An 18,484-nucleotide genomic window follows, 5' to 3' on the forward strand; every position below is an offset into this window, starting at 1 on the left:
GCCGTGTCATGCTGGATACGGATCTTGACGTGAAGCGGGAGTGAGTACGGCGGCGTGAGGGCAGCGGTGGGGTCGGTCCGGGCGCGTCTGCGCGATCTCGTCGCTGCCAACGACCCGGGCCTGCTGCGCCTCGCCGCGGGTCTGCGGACGGTGGGGGCCATCGCCCTCACGCTCGCCGTGCTCGGCCTGGTGGGGACCGACGTACGCCATCTGGTGGCCGGGGCCATCGCCGCGATGGTCTCCACCTTCGCCATCAGGGAGAAGCAGCGGTCGCGGCAGGCCGTGACCCTGGCGCTGGGCCTTCCGGTGGCCCTGGCCTCGCTGACGCTGGCGGCGGTCCTGAACTCCCGCGTGGGCGGCGACGTCGTCTTCGTCGCGCTGATCTTCTGCGCCGTCTACGCCCGCCGGTTCGGCGACCGCGGCACCGCGCTCGGCCTGATCGGCTTCCAGGTGTACTTCATGTCCCTGTTCGTCGGCGCCACCGTCTCGGCCCTGCCGCAGCTGTACGGGGTGGTCGCGGTGGCGTTCGCGAGCAGCGCCCTGGTGCGTTTCGCACTCGTGCCCGAGACGCCCGCGGGAATCCTGGCACGGCTGCGCGAGGCCTTCCGGGCCCGGCTCGCACAGCTGGTGACCGCGCAGCTGGCGCTGCTCGACGCCGGTCCGGAGGAGATCGACGGGGCGCTCACGGACGTCCGCGTCGGGACCGCGCGGCTGCACGAGACGGCCATGATGATCCAGGGGCGGCTGGAGGACGGCACCGACGACGAGGCCGTGGCCCGGCTGGTGCAGCGCCGCGTCGCGGACGCCGAGATCGCCGCCGAGCGCCTGGGCCTGCTGTTGCTGACCGCGCGCAGCGCCGAGCGGGCCGACACCCTCACCCTGCATCTGCCGGGCGCGCCCGTCCCCGAGGGCGGGCTGCTGCCGGTGCGGGAGGAGGCGACCACCACACTTCGCCGGGACCTCGAGGCGCTGCGCATGCTGGTGCTGCGTCCGGTGTCGGCCGACACGGGGACCGGTCTGGCGCAGGTGCGCAACCGGCTGCTGGGCTACCGGGACGAGGAGAACCTGCCGAAGGCCTCGCCCGCCGTGCAGGACGTCTTCCGGGGTGTCGGCGAGGCGGCCCGGGCGGTGCTGGGGCTGCGGATCGCGCTCGGCGGGGCGCGGGACGAGTCGGACGACTCGCCGTCGACGGCCCGTTCACGCGAGGAGCTGGACGCCGAGGACGCGGCGATCGACGCCGGCGAGGAGGCCGCCGAGGCTCCGGCCTCGGGGTGGCAGCGCCCGACCACCCGGGCCGCCGTACAGGTCGCGGTGGGCTCGTCCCTGGCGATCGTCGGCGGCGAGTTCCTGTCCGCCCAGCGCTGGTACTGGGCGGTACTGACCTGCTGGATCGTGTTCATCAACACCGCGTCGACGGGCGAGATCCTGGTCAAGGGCTACCGGCGGCTGCTGGGCACGGTGCTCGGCGTCGTGGCCGGGCTGCTCCTGGCCGGCCTGGTGGGCCACCACACCTGGACGGCGTTCGCGCTGGTGCTGCTGTGCGTGTTCGCGATGTTCTACACGGCACCGCTGTCGTACACGCTGATGTCGTTCTTCGTCACGGCGGCCCTCGGCGTGCTCTACACGCTGCTGCACACCTACAGCCTGTCGGTCCTGGTGCTGCGGGTGGAGGAGACGGCGCTCGGTGCCGCCTGCGGGATCATCGCCGCCGCGTTCGTGCTGCCGGTGCACACCGACCGCCGTACCAACGACCTGCTGGGTACCGTGCTGGACCGGCTCGCCCAGGTTGCGGAGGCGGCCATCGACCAGCTCAGCGGCGGGCCGCCGGACGATCTGCTGGACCGGGCGCGGGATCTGGACCAGGCGCTGGCCGACCTGCGGGCCGCCACCCAGCCGCTCACCCACCCCGTCACGCCGCTGCGCACCCGGCGCAACACCGCCCGGTACGTCGTCGCCCTGCTGGAGACCTGCGCGTATCACGCGCGTTCCCTGGCCGCGATGGCCGAGCTGCTGCCCACCCATCCCTCCATCGCGGCGGACCCGCGACTGCGCAGGGCCGGGCAGCGCATCCTGGACAACATCGCGGCGATCGCCGCGCGCGCCGCGGACGAGCGGGCCTCGGCACAGGTCGAGACGGGCGCGAGCATCGCGTCCCTGGTGGAGTCCGAGCTGCCGGGCGTCTCCCGGTACGGGCGGATCACCGACCGCGTGCTCAGGCACCTTCAGCGGCTGGACGAGGCCGTGGTGGGCCTGGCCCGGCCGCTGAAGGTGCCCGTGGCGGCGCCGAAGCGGTGAGCGCCGCTCAGAAGTCGGTGGGCAGCCCGCTGACCTCGGCGATGCCGCGCAGTTCCTCGTTCTGCCGGTGCCGTTCCCGGATGAAGTCGGCTATCTCGCCGAGCCGTGCCGGGTCCGAGGCGGTGTCCGCGTCGGTGACCACCCGGACCGGGCCGGTCTCCTCCAGCTGTATCTCGACGACCTCGTTGTCCAGCCTGCCGGTGACCGCCGCGGCGATGACCAGGGCGGCCTCGTCGCGGACCTCCTGGGGCAGGCCGTCGGCCTGTTCGCCGTCGAGCGCGAAGTCCAGCGCGGGCAGCTGCTCGTGGTCGATGGCCCGCAGGACGGGTTCGACGAGGTCGAGCAGCAGCCGGTAGTCGTCCGTGTCCATCCGGTTGCGCAGGAGGCCGAGGTACATGTCGACGGGCCGGTGCTCGGGCGAGAACTCGGATTCGTTCATCTCGTGCGTGTGCCCCGTCTCGCGCGCGTCAGACCCGCCGCCAGCGGGCGAGTGCGAAGGAGAAGATTCCGAAGAGGACGAAACCCGCCGCGACGCAGACCAGCAGCCACGGCCCCAGGGGGGTGTGGGCGAAGGAGCGCAGGGTGTCGTCGAGTCCCTTGGCCCGGTCCGGCCGGTAGTCGACGGCCGAGCGCACCGCGAAGCCGCCGGCGACGGCGAAGACGAGGCCGCGCGCCGTGCCGCCGGCGACGCCGGTGATGTCGACGAGCCGGCTCGCCCATCGGGGCATCTGGGCATGCTTGAGCTTGCGCCGGTAGTCACGCCGGATGGCGCGCACGCCCACCCATATGCCGGCCACCACGACGCCGGCCCCGGCCAGGCCGACGATCCACTGGCCGCCGGGCCAGTGCAGGACCCGCGCGGTGACGTCACGGGACCGGGCGTCGCTGGAACCGCTGCCGCTGCCGTGCGGGCCGGCCGCGAAGGACAGCACGGAGTAGGCGACGAACGAGTAGAAGACGCAGCGGCCCAGCGCGAGCAGCCGCTTGTGCGCCTTGCGTCCGTCGGCGCCCGCCGATCCGAAGACCGCTTCGGACAGCCGCCACAGGGCCATTCCGACGAGCCCGAGGCCCAGCGTCCACAGCAGGAACTTGCCGAAGGGCTGCTGGGCCAGTTCGGCGACCGCTCCGCCGCGGTCGGCCTGGCGGTGTGTGTCGCCGAAGGCGATCTTCAGGGCGATCACCCCGACCAGTAGATAGATCACTCCTCTCGCCGTGAGCCCCGCCCGTGCGGCGCCCTCCGTCATCGATCCCCGCGCCGTCCGCTCGGCCTCGATGCGGCCGGAGCGCGCCATGGTACTCGCGTTCATGTGTACCTCCCGTCGTCCGGATGCCCCGGCGCCGGGCGAGCACGCCCAGCACCTCGGGACCTGAATGTGCGGGGCGACCACCCGCTCGCCCCGTCCGGTCGCCGATCAGGCAGCAGCCGCGCCCGCGAGCGCTTCCTTCGCTCGCGGGCGCGGCTATTGCCTGCTGCCCTCCCCGCCCCGTGGGACGGGGGTGCGGTCACTCGGCCCTGGGGGCGGCGGTCGTCCGGTGGCGCGGTGCCATGGACTCGGCCGCCAGAAGACGGTGGGCGGTTTCCAGGGCCCGTCTGACGTCACGCGTGCCGGTCGTCACGCACAGGGTGTAGGCGAGGTCCTGCGCCCGTGGACTCGACCAGCCGCTGCCGGTCTCGGCCTCCTCGGCCAGCAGGGATTCGTACTCGTCCACGAGTTTGCGCAAAAGGGCGGGATGAGGGATCAGCATGGCTCTCGCTCCTTCTCGGTTCCGATGGGCTCAGGCCGCGCTCGGCCCGCGGCCGCCGCCCTTGCGGCCGTTGTGGCCCATGGCTTCGGCGCGTACCCGGGCACAGCTGCGGCTGATGAGGCGGGAGACGTGCATCTGGGAGATGCCGAGTTGGTCGGCGATCCGGCTTTGTGTCATGTCCTCGAAGAAGCGCATGTAGAGGATGGCGCGCTCGCGCTCGGGCAGACGACGCAGGCCCTCCTTGGCGGACTCGCGGTCGATCACGACGTCGTACGACGCGTCGGGCGCGCCCAGGGTGTCCGCGAGGCTGTAGCCGTCGTCGTCGCCGGAGAGTTCGGCGTCCAGGGACAGGGTGCTGAAGCTCTCGAGGGCTTCCAGGCCGCAGTTGATCTCGTCCTCGGTGAGCCCGGTGTGGGCGGCGAGGGCCGCGACAGTGGGTTCGGGGCTGCCCGGCGTCTGGGTGAGTTCGCGGCGGGCCACGCGGACCTTGTTGCGCAGTTCCTGGACGCGGCGGGGCACGCGCAGCGCCCACATGCGGTCCCGGAAGTGCCGCTTGACCTCACCGGTGATGGTGGGCACGGCGTAGCTCTCGAAGGCGCCGCGCTCCGGGTCGAAGCGGTCGATGGCCTTGACGAGGCCGAGGGCCGCGACCTGGCGCAGGTCCTCGACCGACTCACCGCGGTCGCGGAATCGGCCGGCGATCCGGTGGGCCATGGGGAGCCATGCGGTGACGAGTTCGTCGCGTACGGCGTCCCGCTCGGGGCCGTCCTCCATGACGGCCAGGCGGGCGAAGAGCTCGGCTGTGTCGGGGGCGTCGTCGTGGCGCCGCGCGGCGGTGGTCTGAGGGGTCTGCGTGCCGGGTCGGCTGGTCGACGTGTCGATGAGCATGCGGATTGGCTCCTGAACGAGGGGTTTCAGGGACTTACCGCGGGATCGTCGCCGCCCGGACCGGTACGAGGGCCCGGGGCGGCATACCGCTCCCGCTGGGCGCCTCCGGTCCGAAGCACGAAACTCCGTCTGCCCTGCCGCCGGAGGAACAAACTCCGCCGCTCGAAAAAATGTGATCGGCGCGAATTCCCTCAGGTCAGAGCCACCACGGCAGTGATGCGCTTGCCGCCGGCGGGCAGCTCTGACACACGCACGTCACGGGCCAGCCGGCACACGATGGGCCAGCCGCGGCCGCCCACCCGGTACCGCCCGTGCGCGTCGACCGACGGCCTGGCCACCGGCACCTCGTCGCTGCGGTCGCTCACCGACACGCACAGACAGGGACCGGCGATGTCGACGTGGAAGTCGGTGACCCCGCCGCCGTGCAGGATCGCGTTGGACGTCAGTTCCGAGGCGACCAGCACGGCGTCGCCGAGGGCCTGCGGATCGCACGAGGTGTGCGTCGTACGGCAGCGCTCGGCCACCGCCCGCTCCACCGCCCGGCGCGCCTCGGCCGGCCTGCACAGCCGGGTCGGCCCGGAGCCCTGAGCACCCGACGGCTCGTAGGCTGGTTCGGTCGTGTGCCTCTCGCACATCGCCTGGCTCCCTGTGGGCTGAGTGAACGGACTCCTGGAACGGTGAACGGCGCGCCCGGGCAGGCCCGGGGCGTCTTCGGAGCGGCGGGTGCGCGTCCCGTCGCGGCGGGGTTTCTCACGCTGCGTGAGCAATGCGCGGACTCTTCTTCCGGCTCACCTGCATACGCCCGGCCAAACCTCGTGGCCACGCCCGTCGAAACCGGCCATGCCGGGGCGCGAGAGGGGTACTGGCACGGAATGACCGATGTCGTGGACTCAGACGAACTGCTGCGCCGCCTCCAGCGCGCCCGGGCCTGCGCGCAGCAGGAGGAACGGGTGTGGCGGGACCGGCGGGAGGACCTCGGGGCGGCCGACCCCGACCCGGCCCGCGACGCCGTGGTGCGGGCGCTGGCGTACGAGACGGTGGTGCGGGTGCTGGACGAGATCCTGACCCCGGGAAAGCACGACGAGCCGGGCTGACCGGCCCCTCCCCCGGCCGGGCTCCCGATTGGCACCCCCGGCCGGGGGAACCCGGTGCGCATGACAGCTGATCACCACCGAGCACCGGTACTGGAAGCCCTGGTCGACTACCACCGGCGAGGACAGCTCGCGTTCTCGCCCCCGGGACACAAGCAGGCGCGCGGGGCCGACCCCTCCGTGCGTGAGGCACTGGGTGACGCGGTGTTCCTCGGTGACCTGCTGGCCTCCGGCGGACTGGACGACCGCCTCACCCGTGGGCAGGTGCTGGAGCGCGCAGAGGAGCTGATGGCCGACGCGGTGCACGCCGACCACACGTTCTTCACCACCTGCGGCAGCTCGCTGTCCGTCAAGGCGGCCATGCTGGCCGTCGCGGGTCCGCACGAGAAGCTGCTGATCGGGCGGGACGCCCACAAGTCGGTGGTGTCGGGGCTGATCCTGTCCGGTATCGAGCCGGTCTGGGTGGAGCCCTGTTGGGACGCCGAGCGGCGCATCGCGCATCCGCCGTCCGCCGAGAGTTACGAGAAGGCCTTCGAGATCCATCCCGACGCCAAGGGCGCGCTGGTCACCAGCCCGACACCGTACGGCGCCTGCGCCGAGCTGGACGCGATCGCCGAGGTCTGCCACCGTCGCTCCCTGCCGCTGGTCGTGGACGAGGCCTGGGGAGCGCATCTGCCCTTCCATCCGGCCCTGCCGTCCTGGGCCATGGACGCGGGCGCCGACATCTGCGTGACCAGCATCCACAAGATGGGCAGCGGCCTGGAGCAGGGCTCCGTCTTCCATCTGCAGGGCGATCTCGTCCAGCCGCAGGTGCTGAAGATGCGTTCGGACCTGCTCGGCACGACCAGCCCGTCGGTCCTGCTGTACGCCGGGATGGACGGCTGGCGACGTCAGATGGCCCTGCACGGCCGGGAGCTCATGGGCGGGGCGCTGGAGCTGGCGACCGATGTCCGGGCCGCCATCGAGGAGATCGACGGCATGCACGTCAACGACCGTGACGACTTCTGCCGGCAGGGTCTCGCCGACGACTTCGACCCGCTGCCCTGCGTCATCGACCTGACGGAGCTCGGGATCACGGGCTTCCAGGCGGCCGACTGGCTGCGGGAACACCGGCACGTGGACATGCATCTGACCGACCACCGCCGGATCGGCGCCCAGATCACCCACGCCGACGACCGGGACACGACGTCCCAGCTGCTCACCGCGCTCGAGGATCTCGCGCAGGCCGCGCCCCACCTGCCGCGAGCCCCGCGCGTGGAGGTGCCGGAGCCGGCCGAACTCCGGCTCGCACAGGCCATGCTGCCCCGGGACGCCTTCTTCGGCCCGACGGAGGACGTCCCCGTCTCGGCCGCCGCGGGCCGCGTCACGGCCGAGATGATCACGCCGTACCCCCCGGGCATCCCGGCGATCCTGCCGGGGGAACGGCTCACCGAGCCCGTCGTGCGCTACCTGACCACGGGCATGAAGGCCGGTATGAACCTGCCCGACCCGAGCGACCCTGAGCTCAAAACGATCCGGGTGGTTGCGGCGGACGCGGATCCCGCCGAGTGAAACAGGTCACTCGACCCGGTTTCCGCTACGCGAAAGCCACTTGAATGGTTTACGGTTCATTCATACGTGGTGACGGAGTGGACCGTACCGTCCTCCGACATCACCGCTTACGGCCCTGGCTGGCCTCCCCCGTCCAGCCAGGGCTTTTTCATGCCCTCGGACCGATCGGCGGGAAAGCCGCCGTCCGCCGAGGTGCTCTCGCCGCCCGCAGCGGCTGAAATGGGCATAGGCAGACACCGGACCCGGCCGGCGAGGAGCCCCGCGCCATGACCAAAGCCATCAAACTGCTGACCGCCCTTCCCCCGCCGCAACGCCAGCGCCTGATGACACTCGCCAGGGAGGTGTCCTTCCCGGAGGACGCCCGGATCTTCGAGGCCGGGGGCCGGGCCGACCGGTTCTGGGTCATCCGCTCCGGCGCGGTCTCCCTCGACCAGCGGGTCAACTCCCTGCAGCGGGTGACCGTGGCGAGCCTGGGCTCGGGCGATCTGCTCGGCTGGTCATGGCTGTTCCCACCGCACGAGTGGGACTTCGGCGCCGAGGCGTTCAGCCCCGTACGAGCCTACGAGTTCGACGCGGCGGAGGTGCTGCGGCTGTGCGAGGAGGATCCGCAGCTGGGGATGGTACTGGTACGCAGCGTGGCCGAGATCCTCGCGCACCGGCTGGAGATGACGCGCGGCAAGCTCATGGAGCAGTACACCACCCAGCGGCGCCGCGCCCTGTAGTGCCTCAGACGCGGTAGCGGCGCAGGGCCGGCACCGCGGCGGCCAGGGCCAGCATCACCGCGACGACCAGCAGGCCCCCGCCCGCCACGGCCGCGCGCGGGCCGAAGGCCGAGCCCGCCGTGCCGTGCAGGACGTCGGCGAGGCGCGGGCCGCCCGCCACGACGACCGTGAAGACGCCCTGCATACGGCCCCGCATCTCGTCGGTGGCGGCGGACAGCAGGATCGCGCCGCGGAAGACCATCGAGACCATGTCGGCGACGCCGGCCACGGCGAGGCAGGCGGCCGCGACCCACAGGTTGCCGCTCAGTCCGAAGCCGGTGATCGCCAGGCCCCAGGCGACGACCGCGCCGATGACCATCACGCCGTGCCGGCGGGCCCGGGAGAAGGTGCCGGAGAACAGCCCGCCGAGCACGGCGCCGATGGGGATCGAAGCGAACAGCAGACCGAGGGCGAGGCCTTCACCGTAGGAGCCGTAGGTCTCCGCGGCCAGCTGCGGGAACAGGGCGCGGGGCATGCCGAAGACCATCGCGATGATGTCGGCGAGGAAGGACAGCAGCAGCACCTTGTGCAGGGAGATGTAGCGGAAGCCCTCCGCGATCTCGCGCACGCCGGCCCGCCGGGTCGCGGTGCCCGCGAGCGGCGGCAGCGACGGCAGCCGGTAGACCGCCCACACGGTGACGCACAGCGCGAGCGCGTCGATCAGGTACAGCTCCGGCAGGCCGATGACGGGGATCAGGGCGCCGGCGAGCAGGGGGCCGACGACCTGTCCGGTCTGCATGACGGTCGAGCCGAGCGCGTTGGCGGCGGGCAGCTGGCCCTCGGGCACGAGACGGGCGATGGAGGCGTTGCGGGCGGGGGCGTTGAGTCCCCAGAAGGCCTGCTGAATCGCCAGCAGCACCATCAGCACGGCCACCGACTCCAGCCCGGTGACGGCCTGGAGCCAGAACAGCAGTGAGGTCACCGCGATGCCGGTGTTGGTGATCAGCAGCAGCTTGCGGCGGTCCATGCTGTCGGCGACGGCGCCGCCCCACAGCGCGAACACGATCAGCGGGAGCAGGCCTGCGAGGCTGGCGGCGCCGACCCACGCCGAGGAACCGGTGATGTCGTAGATCTGCTTCGGTACGGCGACCGCGGTGAGCTGGCTGCCGACCGCGGTGACGATGGTGGAGGACCAGAGCCGGCGGTAGGCCGGGATGCGCAGCGGGCGGGTGTCCATGGCCCAGCGGCGCCAGCCGCGCCGGGGCGGGTCGACCGCGACGGGGTCCGGACTCTGCGGTTCGGTGCTGCTCTCGCTGGTGTCCACGGGCTTCCTGGTTGCTCGCTACATCTATCGGGTGCGGGGTTCACTATCGCAGCAGCGGACGGGAGTTCGGGACACACGGTCTCAACGGGCGGACGGTCAGGCCCTGACGACGAGCATGCCGCCGATGGCGATCATCGTCGCGGCGACCAGTCCGTCCAGGACCCGCCAGGCCGAGGGCCTGGCCAGCACGCGCCCGAGCAGCCGGCCGCCGAAGCCGAGCGCCGCGAACCAGCAGAGGCTGGCCAGGACGGCGCCGAGGCCGAAGGTCCAGCGCAACGCGCCACGGTCGGCGGCGATCGAGCCGAGCAGGAACACGGTGTCGAGGTAGACGTGCGGGTTGAGCCAGGTCAGCGCCAGGCAGGTGAGCACGGCGCGCCTGCGGGAGCCCGTCGCCTCCCCCTCCGCCCGCAGGGCGCCCTGCGGCCTGAACACCCGGCGGGCGGCCAGGGCGCCGTAGCAGAGCAGGAAGGCGCCGCCGATCCAGCCGACCGCGGTCAGCGCCTGCGGATACGCCACCACGACCGCGCCGACGCCCCCGACGCCCAGGGCGATCAGAACGGCGTCGGACAGCGCGCAGATGCCCACCACGGCCAGGACGGCGTCCCGGCGGATGCCCTGCCTGAGGACGAAGGCGTTCTGGGCGCCGATGGCGACGATGAGCGAGAGGCCGGTACCGAATCCTGCGGCCGCGGCGGTCAGGGCGTTGGTCATGACGTCGACGCTAGGGAAACGATCTCTGGACGTACAACTAAAGATTCTTACGTATCATTAGCAGGCATGAAGAACGAGCTGACCGAGCTTCCACTCGACCAGGTGCGCACCCTGTTGGCCGTGGTGGACGAGGGCACCTTCGACGCGGCCGCCTCCGCGCTGCACGTGACGCCCTCCGCGGTCAGCCAGCGGGTCAAGGCACTGGAACAGCGCACCGGACGGGTGCTGCTGATGCGCACGAAACCGGTGCGGCCGACGGAGTCCGGCGAGGTCGTGGTGCGGTTCGCCCGGCAGCTGGCCAGGCTGGAGCGCGACGCCCGCGCCGAGCTGGGCATGAGCGGGGCGGGCGAGCCGACCCTGGTGTCGATCGCCGTGAACGCCGACTCACTGGCGACCTGGCTGCTGCCGGCGCTCACCGGGGTACGGCACGAGCCACCGCTCTGCTTCGAGCTGCGCCGGGAGGACGAGACCCGCACCGCCTCCCTGCTGCGCGAGGGCATGGTGATGGCGGCGGTGACCTCCTCGCCCGAGGCCGTCACGGGATGTTCGGTGCACGCCCTCGGCCGGATGCGCTACCTGCCGGTGGCCAACCCCGGCTTCGCCCGCGAGCACCTCGACGGGCCGCTGCCGGACGTGCTCGCCACCGCGCCCACGGTGGCCTTCGACCGCAGCGACGACCTCCAGGACGCCTTCGTCCGCCGGCTGCGGCCCGCCGCCCAGGGCGCCAGCCGGGTACGGCACTTCGTGCCCACCTCGGAGGGGTTCGCGCAGTCGGTGGCCGCGGGCCTGGGCTGGGGCCTGGTGCCCGAGGTGCAGGCCGAGCCGCTGCTGCGCGCCGGCCGCCTCGTGAACTTCGCGCCGGGACGCCGGCTGGACGTCCCCCTGTACTGGCAGCAATGGAAACTCGACTCCCCCGCGCTGGCGACGGTGGCCGAGGCGGTCACCCGCGCGGCCGCGGAGGCCCTGCGCCCCTGATCCCGTCCCGCAGCGCCTCCAGCTGCGCGGCGGCAGAGTCCAGCAGCATCTCAAGCGCCGTCGGATAGGCGCTGTCGACCATCCGTGCGCTCAGCAGCCGGGCGGCCTCGGCAATGCGCGGGTGGGTGGCCGCGGGCAGGCGGGCGTAGGTGGAGCGCCACATGTTCTCGTCGGCGCGCAGCGCGGCGCTCGGCAGGGTCAGGGAGGCGGCGTCGAGGGCGGCGAAGGCCAGGGTCTGGTCGATGAAGGCGTGGTAGACACGCACGGTGTCGGCGAGCGGGAAGCCCGCGGTGCGCAGGATGTCCAGGACGGTCTCGTCGGCGGCCAGTTCGTTGGCCCGGCCGGTGACTCGGCTCGTGGTCAGCACGGCCGCCTGCGGGTGGGCGACGTAGGCGGCGTGGATGCGCAGGCCGACGGCGCGCAGGTCCGCCCGCCACTCCCCCGTCGGCCGCCACCCGTCCAGAGCCTGCCCGATGAGGGCGTCGCCGATGGCGAGCGTGAGGTCGTCCATGCCGCGGAAGTACCGGTAGAGCGTGCTCGGGTCGGCGTCCAGGGCCAGGCCGAGACGGCGGGCGGTCAGGCCCGCGCTGCCGTGTTCGCGCAGCATCCGCAGTGCCGTCTCCACGATCAGCCGCTCGGACAGCACGGTTCCGCTCTTGGTGGGCCGGCGCCGGCGCCGCTTGTCCTCGGGCACCACGGCCTTGGGCATCGCCGCTCCCCTTCGCTCCCGCTCTTATGCCAACGCCATTGACCTTACGCGAGAGCCGGGCGTTGTATCTGCGGCGGGGCCCCTCCTACTTCGACCCCGATCGACAGGGAGTGCTTGTCATGCGTGTACTGCTCGTGGGCGCCGGCGGCGTCGGCACCGCCATCACCCGGATCGCGGCCCGCCGCCGCTTCTTCGACGCGATGATCGTGGCCGACTACGACCCGGCGCGCGCCGAGGCGGCCGTGGCCGCGGTCGGCGACGACCGGTTCGGCGCGGCCCAGGTGGACGCGAGCGACGAGACGGCGGTGACGCAGCTGCTGCGCCGGCACGCCTGTGACGTGCTGCTCAACGCCACCGACCCGCGGTTCGTGATGCCGCTGTTCCGGGCGGCCCGCGCCGCCGACGCCACCTATGTCGACATGGCGATGTCGCTGTCGCACCCGCACCCCGAGCGCCCGTACGCCGAGTGCGGGGTCAAGCTCGGCGACGACCAGTTCGCCCGGGCCGAGGAGTGGGAGAAGGCCGGCGCGCTGGCCCTGGTCGGCATGGGCGTGGAGCCCGGTCTGTCGGACGTGTTCGCGCGCTACGCCGCCGACGAACTCTTCGACGAGATCGAGGAGATCGGCGTCCGCGACGGCGCGAACCTCACCGTCGACGGCTACGACTTCGCCCCCTCCTTCAGCATCTGGACCACGATCGAGGAGTGCCTCAACCCGCCGGTCGTGTACGAGGCCGGGCGCGGCTGGTTCACCACGGAGCCGTTCAGCGAGCCGGAGGTCTTCGACTTCCCCGAGGGCATCGGGGAAGTCGAGTGCGTGAACGTGGAGCACGAGGAGGTCCTGCTCGTCCCGCGCTGGGTCGACGCCGGTCGCGTGACCTTCAAGTACGGCCTGGGCAAGGAGTTCATCGACACCCTCAGGACACTGCACCTGCTGGGCCTGGACAGCACCACGCCGGTGACCGTGCCCGGCCCGGCCGGTCCGGTGGCGGTCTCGCCCCGGGACGTCGTCGCCGCGTGCCTGCCCGACCCGGCGACGCTCGGCGAGCGGATGCACGGCAAGACCTGCGCGGGCACCTGGGTCCGGGGCACGAAGGACGGGGCGCCCCGCGAGGTGTACATCCACCACGTGGTCGACAACCAGTGGTCCATGAAGGAGTACGGCAGCCAGGCCGTCGTCTGGCAGACCGCCGTGAACCCGGTGGTCGCCCTCGAACTCCTCGCCGACGGCGCCTGGTCGGGCTCCGGCGTCCTCGGTCCGGAGGCTTTCCCGGCCCGCCCGTTCCTGGATCTGCTCACGGCGTACGGCTCGCCGTGGGGCGTCCGCGAGCAATGAACACCGATTCCGTACAACTTCCTTCGTTTCACATGCGCATCGACAGGTGACCCGAAAGCGAGTAAGCCATTCGCGAGGGCACGTACGACTCGATCGCAGGTGACTTTTTTTCATGGACTACTGGCGAGACCAGGCCGCGTGCCGCAACGAGGACCCCGAGCTGTTCTTCCCGATCGGCACCTCCGGCCCCGCGTTGATGCAGACAGCACAGGCCAAGGCGGTGTGCGCTCGCTGCCCGGTGCAGGAGCAGTGCCTCGAATGGGCGCTGGAGCACGGGGAGATCCTGGGTGTGTGGGGCGGCACCGGCGAGAACGAACGGCGCGCGCTGCAGCGCAGGCGTCGGCGCACGGCCGCGCGCAACGGCTGACCAGGGGCGCGGTCAGCGCCCGGGCGTTTCGGTTCCCGGCAGGCGGAGAGTGAATGCTGCTCCCCTGCCGGGTTCCCTCTGTGCCGTGACCGTTCCGCCGTGCGCGGCGACCAGGTGGCGGACGATCGGCAGACCGAGGCCGCTGCCTCCGGTGCGCCTGCTGCGTGACTTCTCCGCGCGCCAGAACCGCTCGAAGACATGCGGCAGATCCTCGGCCGCGATGCCGCTGCCGGTGTCCGTAACGGTGAAGACGACGTCGTCGCCGTCGCGGCGGGCGGCCACCGCGACCGTGCCGCCGGCCGGGGTGTGCCGCAGCGCGTTGGAGACCAGGTTGCCGAGCGCCTGCCGCATGCGCACCGGGTCGGCGTCCAGCCACGGATCGCCGTCCACGCCGGTGCGCACCTCGACGTCCGCCGCGACGGCCGCGACGCGGTGGGCGGCGGCGACCTGGTCGAGCAGATCCTCGGCGCGCACCGGCTCCCGGTGCAGGCGCAGGGTGCCCGCGTCGGCGGCGGCGAGGTCCTGCAGATCGTCGATGATGCGCTGGAGCACCAGCGACTCCTCGTGCAGGGAGCCGAGCAGGGCGGGGTCGGGGTCGACGACGCCGTCGCGGGTGACCTCCAGCCAGCCGCGGATGTTGGTGAGCGGGGTGCGCAGTTCGTGCGCGATGTCGCTGACCATGGCCTTGCGCTGCTCCTCCAGGCGTTCCCGGCGCTCGGTGAGGTCGTTGAAGGCCTCCGCGAGGATGCCGGTCTCGTCCCGGGTCGTCACCGGGGCCCGCACGTGCAGCTCGGGGGGCTGCTGGGCGGCCGCGGTGAGCGCCCTGAGCGGGCGGACGAGCCGGGTGGCGACGACGGCCGTGACCGCGACGGTGACGGCGAGGACCAGCCCGACGACACCGACGATCTTGGCCTTGTTGGCCGGGGACATGTCGAAGCGGGGCGGGGTCGTCTCGTCGCCGCCCAGGTAGAGGTCGGCCACGGGGGCGACGTACGGGTCGAGTTGGGCGCGCAGGGCGTTGTCGGTGCAGGCCTGTACGGTCTTCAGGTCCTTGACGTCGCCCGTTCCGGCGAACTTGCCGATGACGTAGCGGCTCAGCGGGTCCCTGCCGGTGGGGTTGATGAACAGGTACAGCCGTGAGCCCTTTCCCCAGCCGTGTTCGCGCAGACAGGTGAGGGCGGCCTCGCTCAACGCGTCCAGGGCCTTCCGCTCGGTCCGGACGGGCGTGTTCTGGCTGTAGCCGCACTCCTCGGGCAGGGACTGGGACGCGTCCTTGCCGTCCGGGTCGAGCAGCACCGCCCGGCCGCTCGGAATGTGCACGATCTTCGTGTCGACGCCGTACCTGGTGAAGCAGACGCGGATCTTGCCGGTCAGCGCGTCCAGTTCGGCGCGTTCGCGAGCCGTGAGCCGGTAGGGCCCCACGGCGCGCGGGTCGACACCCCTGAGCTGTGCGCCGGCCTGGGTGTAGGTGTCGGTGTGCAGGGGGTCGACGGTGGCGGCGGCGCCGAGCGGCAGGGCGGTGCCCTTGCGCGCCGAGTCGGCGACGGGGACGCGGTCGGTGGTGGTCAGGGCGATGCGCCGCCCCGTCCGGGTGGCGAGGCGGTCGACGAGGGACTGCACACCCTTCCAGTCGGGATGGGTGGCGGCGTACCCGCTGAGCTCGGCCAGGATCTTCATGTCGTCGGCGAGGTCCTGGCCCTGTTCCTCGCGCAGGGCACGCGTGGTGGTCTCCACCGCCAGCCAGGTCGTGGCCGCCACGGAGCAGACCGCGATCAGGGCGGAGGCGAACAGCAGCCGCACCAGCAGGCGTTTGCGCAGCGGTATGCGGCGCTTCACGGCCGGCCACCGCTGAGCTTGTAGCCCACCCCGAACACGGTCAGCAGCCTGACCGGCCTGCGTGGGTCGGCCTCGATCTTCTTGCGCAGGTTCATGATGTGCACGTCGACGGCCCGCTCGGTGGAGGACCGGTCGAAGCCGCGGGTGGCCTGCAGCAACTGCCGCCGGGTGAAGACCCGTTCCGGCTCGCCGGCCATGGCCAGCAGGATCTGGAACTCGGCCGGGGTGCACTCCACCGGCTCGCCGTCACAGCGCACCTCGTGCCGATCCGGGTCGACGGCGAGGCCGGCCGCGCGGACCACCGGGTCCTCGCGCACGCCCACCGTCCGCCCACTGCGCCGCAGCACGGTGCGGATCCGGGCCATCAGCTCGCGCGGACTGTAGGGCTTGGTCATGTAGTCGTCCGCACCCAGCTCCAGGCCGAGCAGGACGTCGTCCTCCTCGGAGCGGGCGGTCAGCATCAGCACCGGGATGCCGTCGCCCGCGGGGTCGGAGCCGCGCAGCACACGGCACACCCCGAAGCCGTCGACCACGGGCAGCATCAGGTCCAGGACGACCAGGTCGGGTCTCAGCCGCCGGGCGGCGTCCAGCGCCGCCGCACCGTCGTGCACGACGGTGGCCGTGTGTCCCTCGGCCAGCAGGGAACGGCGTATGAGTTCGGCCTGCATCTCGTCGTCCTCGGCGACCAGCACATGTGCGCACACGCGGCGGAATCCTAGGCGCTCAGCGGGCGAGGGCGTCGGCGTCGCCCATCACGACGACGGGGTGGCGGCCGGGGTCCAAGGCGCGCAGCAGCTCCTTCATGTGCTGCTCGGCGATGCTGACGCAGCCGTGGGTGGGGCCGCCGTGGTCCACGTGGATCCATACGCCGCCGCCGCGCTTCGCCCCGAGCGGACGGGTCCAGTCGAGGGGCGAAGTACCGTTCTTGCGGTTGTAGTTGATGGCGACGACATAGTCGAAGGAGCCCGCGAGCGACTCCCCCTCGAACCCTGTGCCGGGCGAGGTGAAGCCCCAGGAGTGGTGGTACGGCAGCCGGGTGCCGGGGTCGGCGCGCAGGCCGCCCGCGTCGGTGAGGCCATAGACGCCGATGGGCGAGCGCAGGTCACCGGCCATGTGGTGGTCGCTCCAGCCGCGAAGTGCGTTGTGCGCGGGCCAGTTGGCGTCGGCTCGCCAGCCGGTGGCGGTACGTTCGTACAGGACGAGCGTGGACATCGGGGAGTTGCGGCCCTTGCCGGTGACCACGACGGCCTGGCGGGCGTCGGCGGGTATCGCGGCCAGTGTCTTCGGCCCCAGGCCGGGCAGGCCGCTCGGGGCGGACTCGGCGGTCGTCGCGGACGACGGCTCGGGGACCGGTATGGCCGGGGATGTCGTCCTCGGCGTGGCGGCGCCGGAGGGGTGGCCCTGCGAGGCCACGGCCCCGCTGCCGCATCCCGTCAGCAGGAGGGACGCGGCGAGCAGGACGACATGGTGTCTGCGCGTGATCATGAACGCATCCTGGCGCAGACATGTAAGGAACTGGTCAGGAACTACGCCCTGTTCGGCTTGCCCGGGGCGTAGAGCCAGGTCTGGAACAGGCTGTTCAGGTCCTTGCCGGACTCCTGTCGGGCCAGGTTCACGAACTGCTCCGTCGTGCCGTGGCCGCCCCGGTGCCGGCCGGCCCAGTCCCGCAGGATGCGGAAGAACACCGGGTCGCCGACGGCCTTGCGCAGTTCGTGGAGGGTCATGGCGCCGCGGGCGTAGACGGGGTTGCCGAAGATGTTCTTGCCGCTGCCGGGGTCGCCGGGCGGGAAGGCCCACAGGCCGTCGCTCGCGGGGCGGGCGTAGAGGGTGTCGAAGATCTTCTGGGCGGTGGCGGCGCCGTGCTGCTCGCTGTAGAGCCACTCGGCATAGGTGGCGAAGCCCTCGTTGAGCCAGATGTCCTTCCAGGAGGTCAGGGACACGGAGTCGCCGAACCACTGGTGGGCGTTCTCGTGCACCAGGGTGCCCAGGTCGGGTGCCCGGTCGTAGAGGGGACGCGACTGGGTCTCCAGGGCGTAGCCGACGTTCGCCTTGTCGACGATCGAGCCCGCGTCGCGGAACGGGTAGGGCCCGAAGACCTTGCTCTGCCACTCCAGGACGGACGGCAGTTGCTTGAGCACGGGCGCGGCGGCGGCCGCCTCGCGCGGATCGACGGCGTTGTAGACGTGGAGGCCGTCGCGGGTGGTGTACTGCTCGACCTTGAACCTGCCGACGGTCGCGGTGGCCAGGTAGGCGGCCATGGGCTCGCTCTGGCGCCAGTGGAACGTGGTACGCCCGTGCGCGGTGCGCCGGCCCAGCAGCCGGCCGTTGGAGACGGCGGTGCGGCCCTTGGGGACGGTGATCGTGATGTCGTAGGACGACTTGTCCTTGGGGTGGTTGTTCGCCGGGAACCAGGTCATCGCGCCCTGCGGCTCCCCGGCGACGAAGGCGCCGTCGTCGGTGGCGATCCAGCCGTCCGCCGACCCGTCGGGGTCGGTGACCTTCCTGGGGACGCCGCCGTAGGTGACTTTGACGCGGAACTCCTGGCCCGGGTGGAGGGTTCGGCGCGGGGTGACGACGAGTTCCTGGCCGTCGCGACGGAAGCCGGCCGCCGCGCGGTCGACCGTCAGGCCGGTGACCTTCAGCCCCTTGAAGTCGAGGTCGAAGCGCGAAAGGCGCTGGGTGGCACGGACGGTCAGGACCGCGGTGCCGTCCAGGTGGCGGCTTCCGGTGTCGTAACGGAGCGTCAGGTCGTAGTGCTCGACGTGGTAGCCGCCGTTGCCGGCGAGCGGGAAGTACGGGTCGCCGACGCCGGAGGTGCCGGCGGTGTCGGCGACCGCCGTTCCGGCGCCGGCGAGCAGGGCCGCGACGGCGACGGGGACCGTCAGGGTCACGACGGTACGTCTGACGGCCCGTGGACGGGACTGGCTCACATGCGCTCCTTGGGGGGTGGCGAGTG

General features: G+C 72.1%; 19 protein-coding genes. 7 read left to right on the forward strand and 12 right to left on the reverse strand.

The window, feature by feature from the left end; translation table 11 throughout:
* The first annotated feature begins 54 nt into the window (after window positions 1-54).
* Window positions 55-2,295, forward strand: coding sequence for an FUSC family protein (locus FBY22_RS22815; RefSeq protein ID WP_142148786.1), 2,241 nt, complete (start codon window positions 55-57; stop codon window positions 2,293-2,295).
* 7 nt (window positions 2,296-2,302) lie between these two features.
* Here FBY22_RS22815 and FBY22_RS22820 read toward each other — a convergent pair whose 3' ends face one another.
* The 5 genes from FBY22_RS22820 to FBY22_RS22840 all read right to left on the reverse strand — a co-directional run bounded on the left by FBY22_RS22820 (window position 2,303) and on the right by FBY22_RS22840 (window position 5,564).
* Window positions 2,303-2,734, reverse strand: coding sequence for a hypothetical protein (locus FBY22_RS22820; RefSeq protein WP_142148788.1), 432 nt, complete (start codon window positions 2,732-2,734; stop codon window positions 2,303-2,305).
* 28 nt (window positions 2,735-2,762) lie between these two features.
* Window positions 2,763-3,602: a DUF1206 domain-containing protein gene (locus FBY22_RS22825; RefSeq protein WP_142148790.1), complete on the reverse strand. Its 840-nt coding sequence runs from the start codon at window positions 3,600-3,602 to the stop codon at window positions 2,763-2,765.
* A 196-nt stretch (window positions 3,603-3,798) separates the two neighbouring features.
* Window positions 3,799-4,041: a DUF5133 domain-containing protein gene (locus FBY22_RS22830; RefSeq protein ID WP_142148792.1), complete on the reverse strand. Its 243-nt coding sequence runs from the start codon at window positions 4,039-4,041 to the stop codon at window positions 3,799-3,801.
* Window positions 4,042-4,071: 30 nt separating this feature from the next.
* Entirely contained in the window at window positions 4,072-4,929 is an 858-nt protein-coding gene (locus tag FBY22_RS22835; protein ID WP_142148794.1) for a SigB/SigF/SigG family RNA polymerase sigma factor, read from the reverse strand.
* A gap of 191 nt (window positions 4,930-5,120) precedes the next feature.
* Complete coding sequence (locus FBY22_RS22840) at window positions 5,121-5,564, reverse strand: ATP-binding protein (RefSeq protein WP_142148796.1); 444 nt, start codon at window positions 5,562-5,564, stop codon at window positions 5,121-5,123.
* 237 nt (window positions 5,565-5,801) lie between these two features.
* On the opposite strand from FBY22_RS22840, the gene FBY22_RS22845 reads away from it, so the two are divergent.
* The 3 genes from FBY22_RS22845 (at window position 5,802) to FBY22_RS22855 (ending at window position 8,293) form a co-directional block, all read left to right on the forward strand.
* Window positions 5,802-6,023, forward strand: a complete 222-nt coding sequence (locus FBY22_RS22845) for a hypothetical protein (protein ID WP_142148798.1) — start codon at window positions 5,802-5,804, stop codon at window positions 6,021-6,023.
* A gap of 60 nt (window positions 6,024-6,083) precedes the next feature.
* Complete coding sequence (locus FBY22_RS22850) at window positions 6,084-7,571, forward strand: aminotransferase class I/II-fold pyridoxal phosphate-dependent enzyme (protein ID WP_142148800.1); 1,488 nt, start codon at window positions 6,084-6,086, stop codon at window positions 7,569-7,571.
* Window positions 7,572-7,837: 266 nt separating this feature from the next.
* Window positions 7,838-8,293 (forward strand): cyclic nucleotide-binding domain-containing protein, encoded by a 456-nt coding sequence (locus FBY22_RS22855; RefSeq protein WP_142148802.1) that lies wholly within the window; start codon window positions 7,838-7,840, stop codon window positions 8,291-8,293.
* A gap of 4 nt (window positions 8,294-8,297) precedes the next feature.
* Here FBY22_RS22855 and FBY22_RS22860 read toward each other — a convergent pair whose 3' ends face one another.
* A complete protein-coding gene (locus FBY22_RS22860) occupies window positions 8,298-9,596 on the reverse strand; it encodes an MFS transporter (protein WP_142148804.1) in 1,299 nt (432 codons plus the stop codon).
* Window positions 9,597-9,692: 96 nt separating this feature from the next.
* On the reverse strand, window positions 9,693-10,307 hold the full coding sequence (locus FBY22_RS22865) for a LysE/ArgO family amino acid transporter (RefSeq protein ID WP_142148806.1): 615 nt from the start codon (window positions 10,305-10,307) through the stop codon (window positions 9,693-9,695).
* A 66-nt stretch (window positions 10,308-10,373) separates the two neighbouring features.
* On the opposite strand from FBY22_RS22865, the gene FBY22_RS22870 reads away from it, so the two are divergent.
* Entirely contained in the window at window positions 10,374-11,282 is a 909-nt protein-coding gene (locus tag FBY22_RS22870; RefSeq protein WP_142148808.1) for a LysR family transcriptional regulator ArgP, read from the forward strand.
* Here the strand turns inward: FBY22_RS22870 and FBY22_RS22875 are convergent.
* Window positions 11,248-11,991 carry a TetR/AcrR family transcriptional regulator gene (locus FBY22_RS22875; protein WP_142148810.1) on the reverse strand — a complete coding sequence of 248 codons (744 nt, stop codon included), beginning with the start codon at window positions 11,989-11,991 and terminating at the stop codon, window positions 11,248-11,250. The genes FBY22_RS22870 and FBY22_RS22875 overlap by 35 nt on opposite strands.
* A gap of 119 nt (window positions 11,992-12,110) precedes the next feature.
* Here FBY22_RS22875 and FBY22_RS22880 point away from each other — a divergent pair, with 119 nt between their 5' ends.
* Entirely contained in the window at window positions 12,111-13,325 is a 1,215-nt protein-coding gene (locus FBY22_RS22880; RefSeq protein WP_142148811.1) for a saccharopine dehydrogenase family protein, read from the forward strand.
* A gap of 112 nt (window positions 13,326-13,437) precedes the next feature.
* Window positions 13,438-13,692 carry a WhiB family transcriptional regulator gene (locus FBY22_RS22885; RefSeq protein ID WP_142148813.1) on the forward strand — a complete coding sequence of 85 codons (255 nt, stop codon included), beginning with the start codon at window positions 13,438-13,440 and terminating at the stop codon, window positions 13,690-13,692.
* Window positions 13,693-13,704: 12 nt separating this feature from the next.
* Here the strand turns inward: FBY22_RS22885 and FBY22_RS22890 are convergent, their stop codons facing one another.
* The 4 genes from FBY22_RS22890 to FBY22_RS22905 are packed head-to-tail and all read right to left on the reverse strand — an operon-like array spanning window position 13,705 to window position 18,458.
* A complete protein-coding gene (locus FBY22_RS22890) occupies window positions 13,705-15,528 on the reverse strand; it encodes a HAMP domain-containing sensor histidine kinase (protein WP_142148815.1) in 1,824 nt (607 codons plus the stop codon).
* Window positions 15,525-16,232 (reverse strand): response regulator transcription factor, encoded by a 708-nt coding sequence (locus FBY22_RS22895; protein ID WP_142148817.1) that lies wholly within the window; start codon window positions 16,230-16,232, stop codon window positions 15,525-15,527. Before FBY22_RS22895 ends, FBY22_RS22890 begins: the two co-directional genes overlap by 4 nt.
* Window positions 16,233-16,251: 19 nt before the next feature.
* Window positions 16,252-17,013, reverse strand: a complete 762-nt coding sequence (locus tag FBY22_RS22900) for a L,D-transpeptidase family protein (RefSeq protein WP_142148819.1) — start codon at window positions 17,011-17,013, stop codon at window positions 16,252-16,254.
* A 41-nt stretch (window positions 17,014-17,054) separates the two neighbouring features.
* Window positions 17,055-18,458 (reverse strand): M1 family metallopeptidase, encoded by a 1,404-nt coding sequence (locus FBY22_RS22905; protein ID WP_260845080.1) that lies wholly within the window; start codon window positions 18,456-18,458, stop codon window positions 17,055-17,057.
* Between the last annotated feature and the right edge of the window lie 26 nt (window positions 18,459-18,484).

The sequence above is a fragment of the Streptomyces sp. SLBN-31 genome (assembly GCF_006715395.1).
GTDB lineage: Bacteria > Actinomycetota > Actinomycetes > Streptomycetales > Streptomycetaceae > Streptomyces.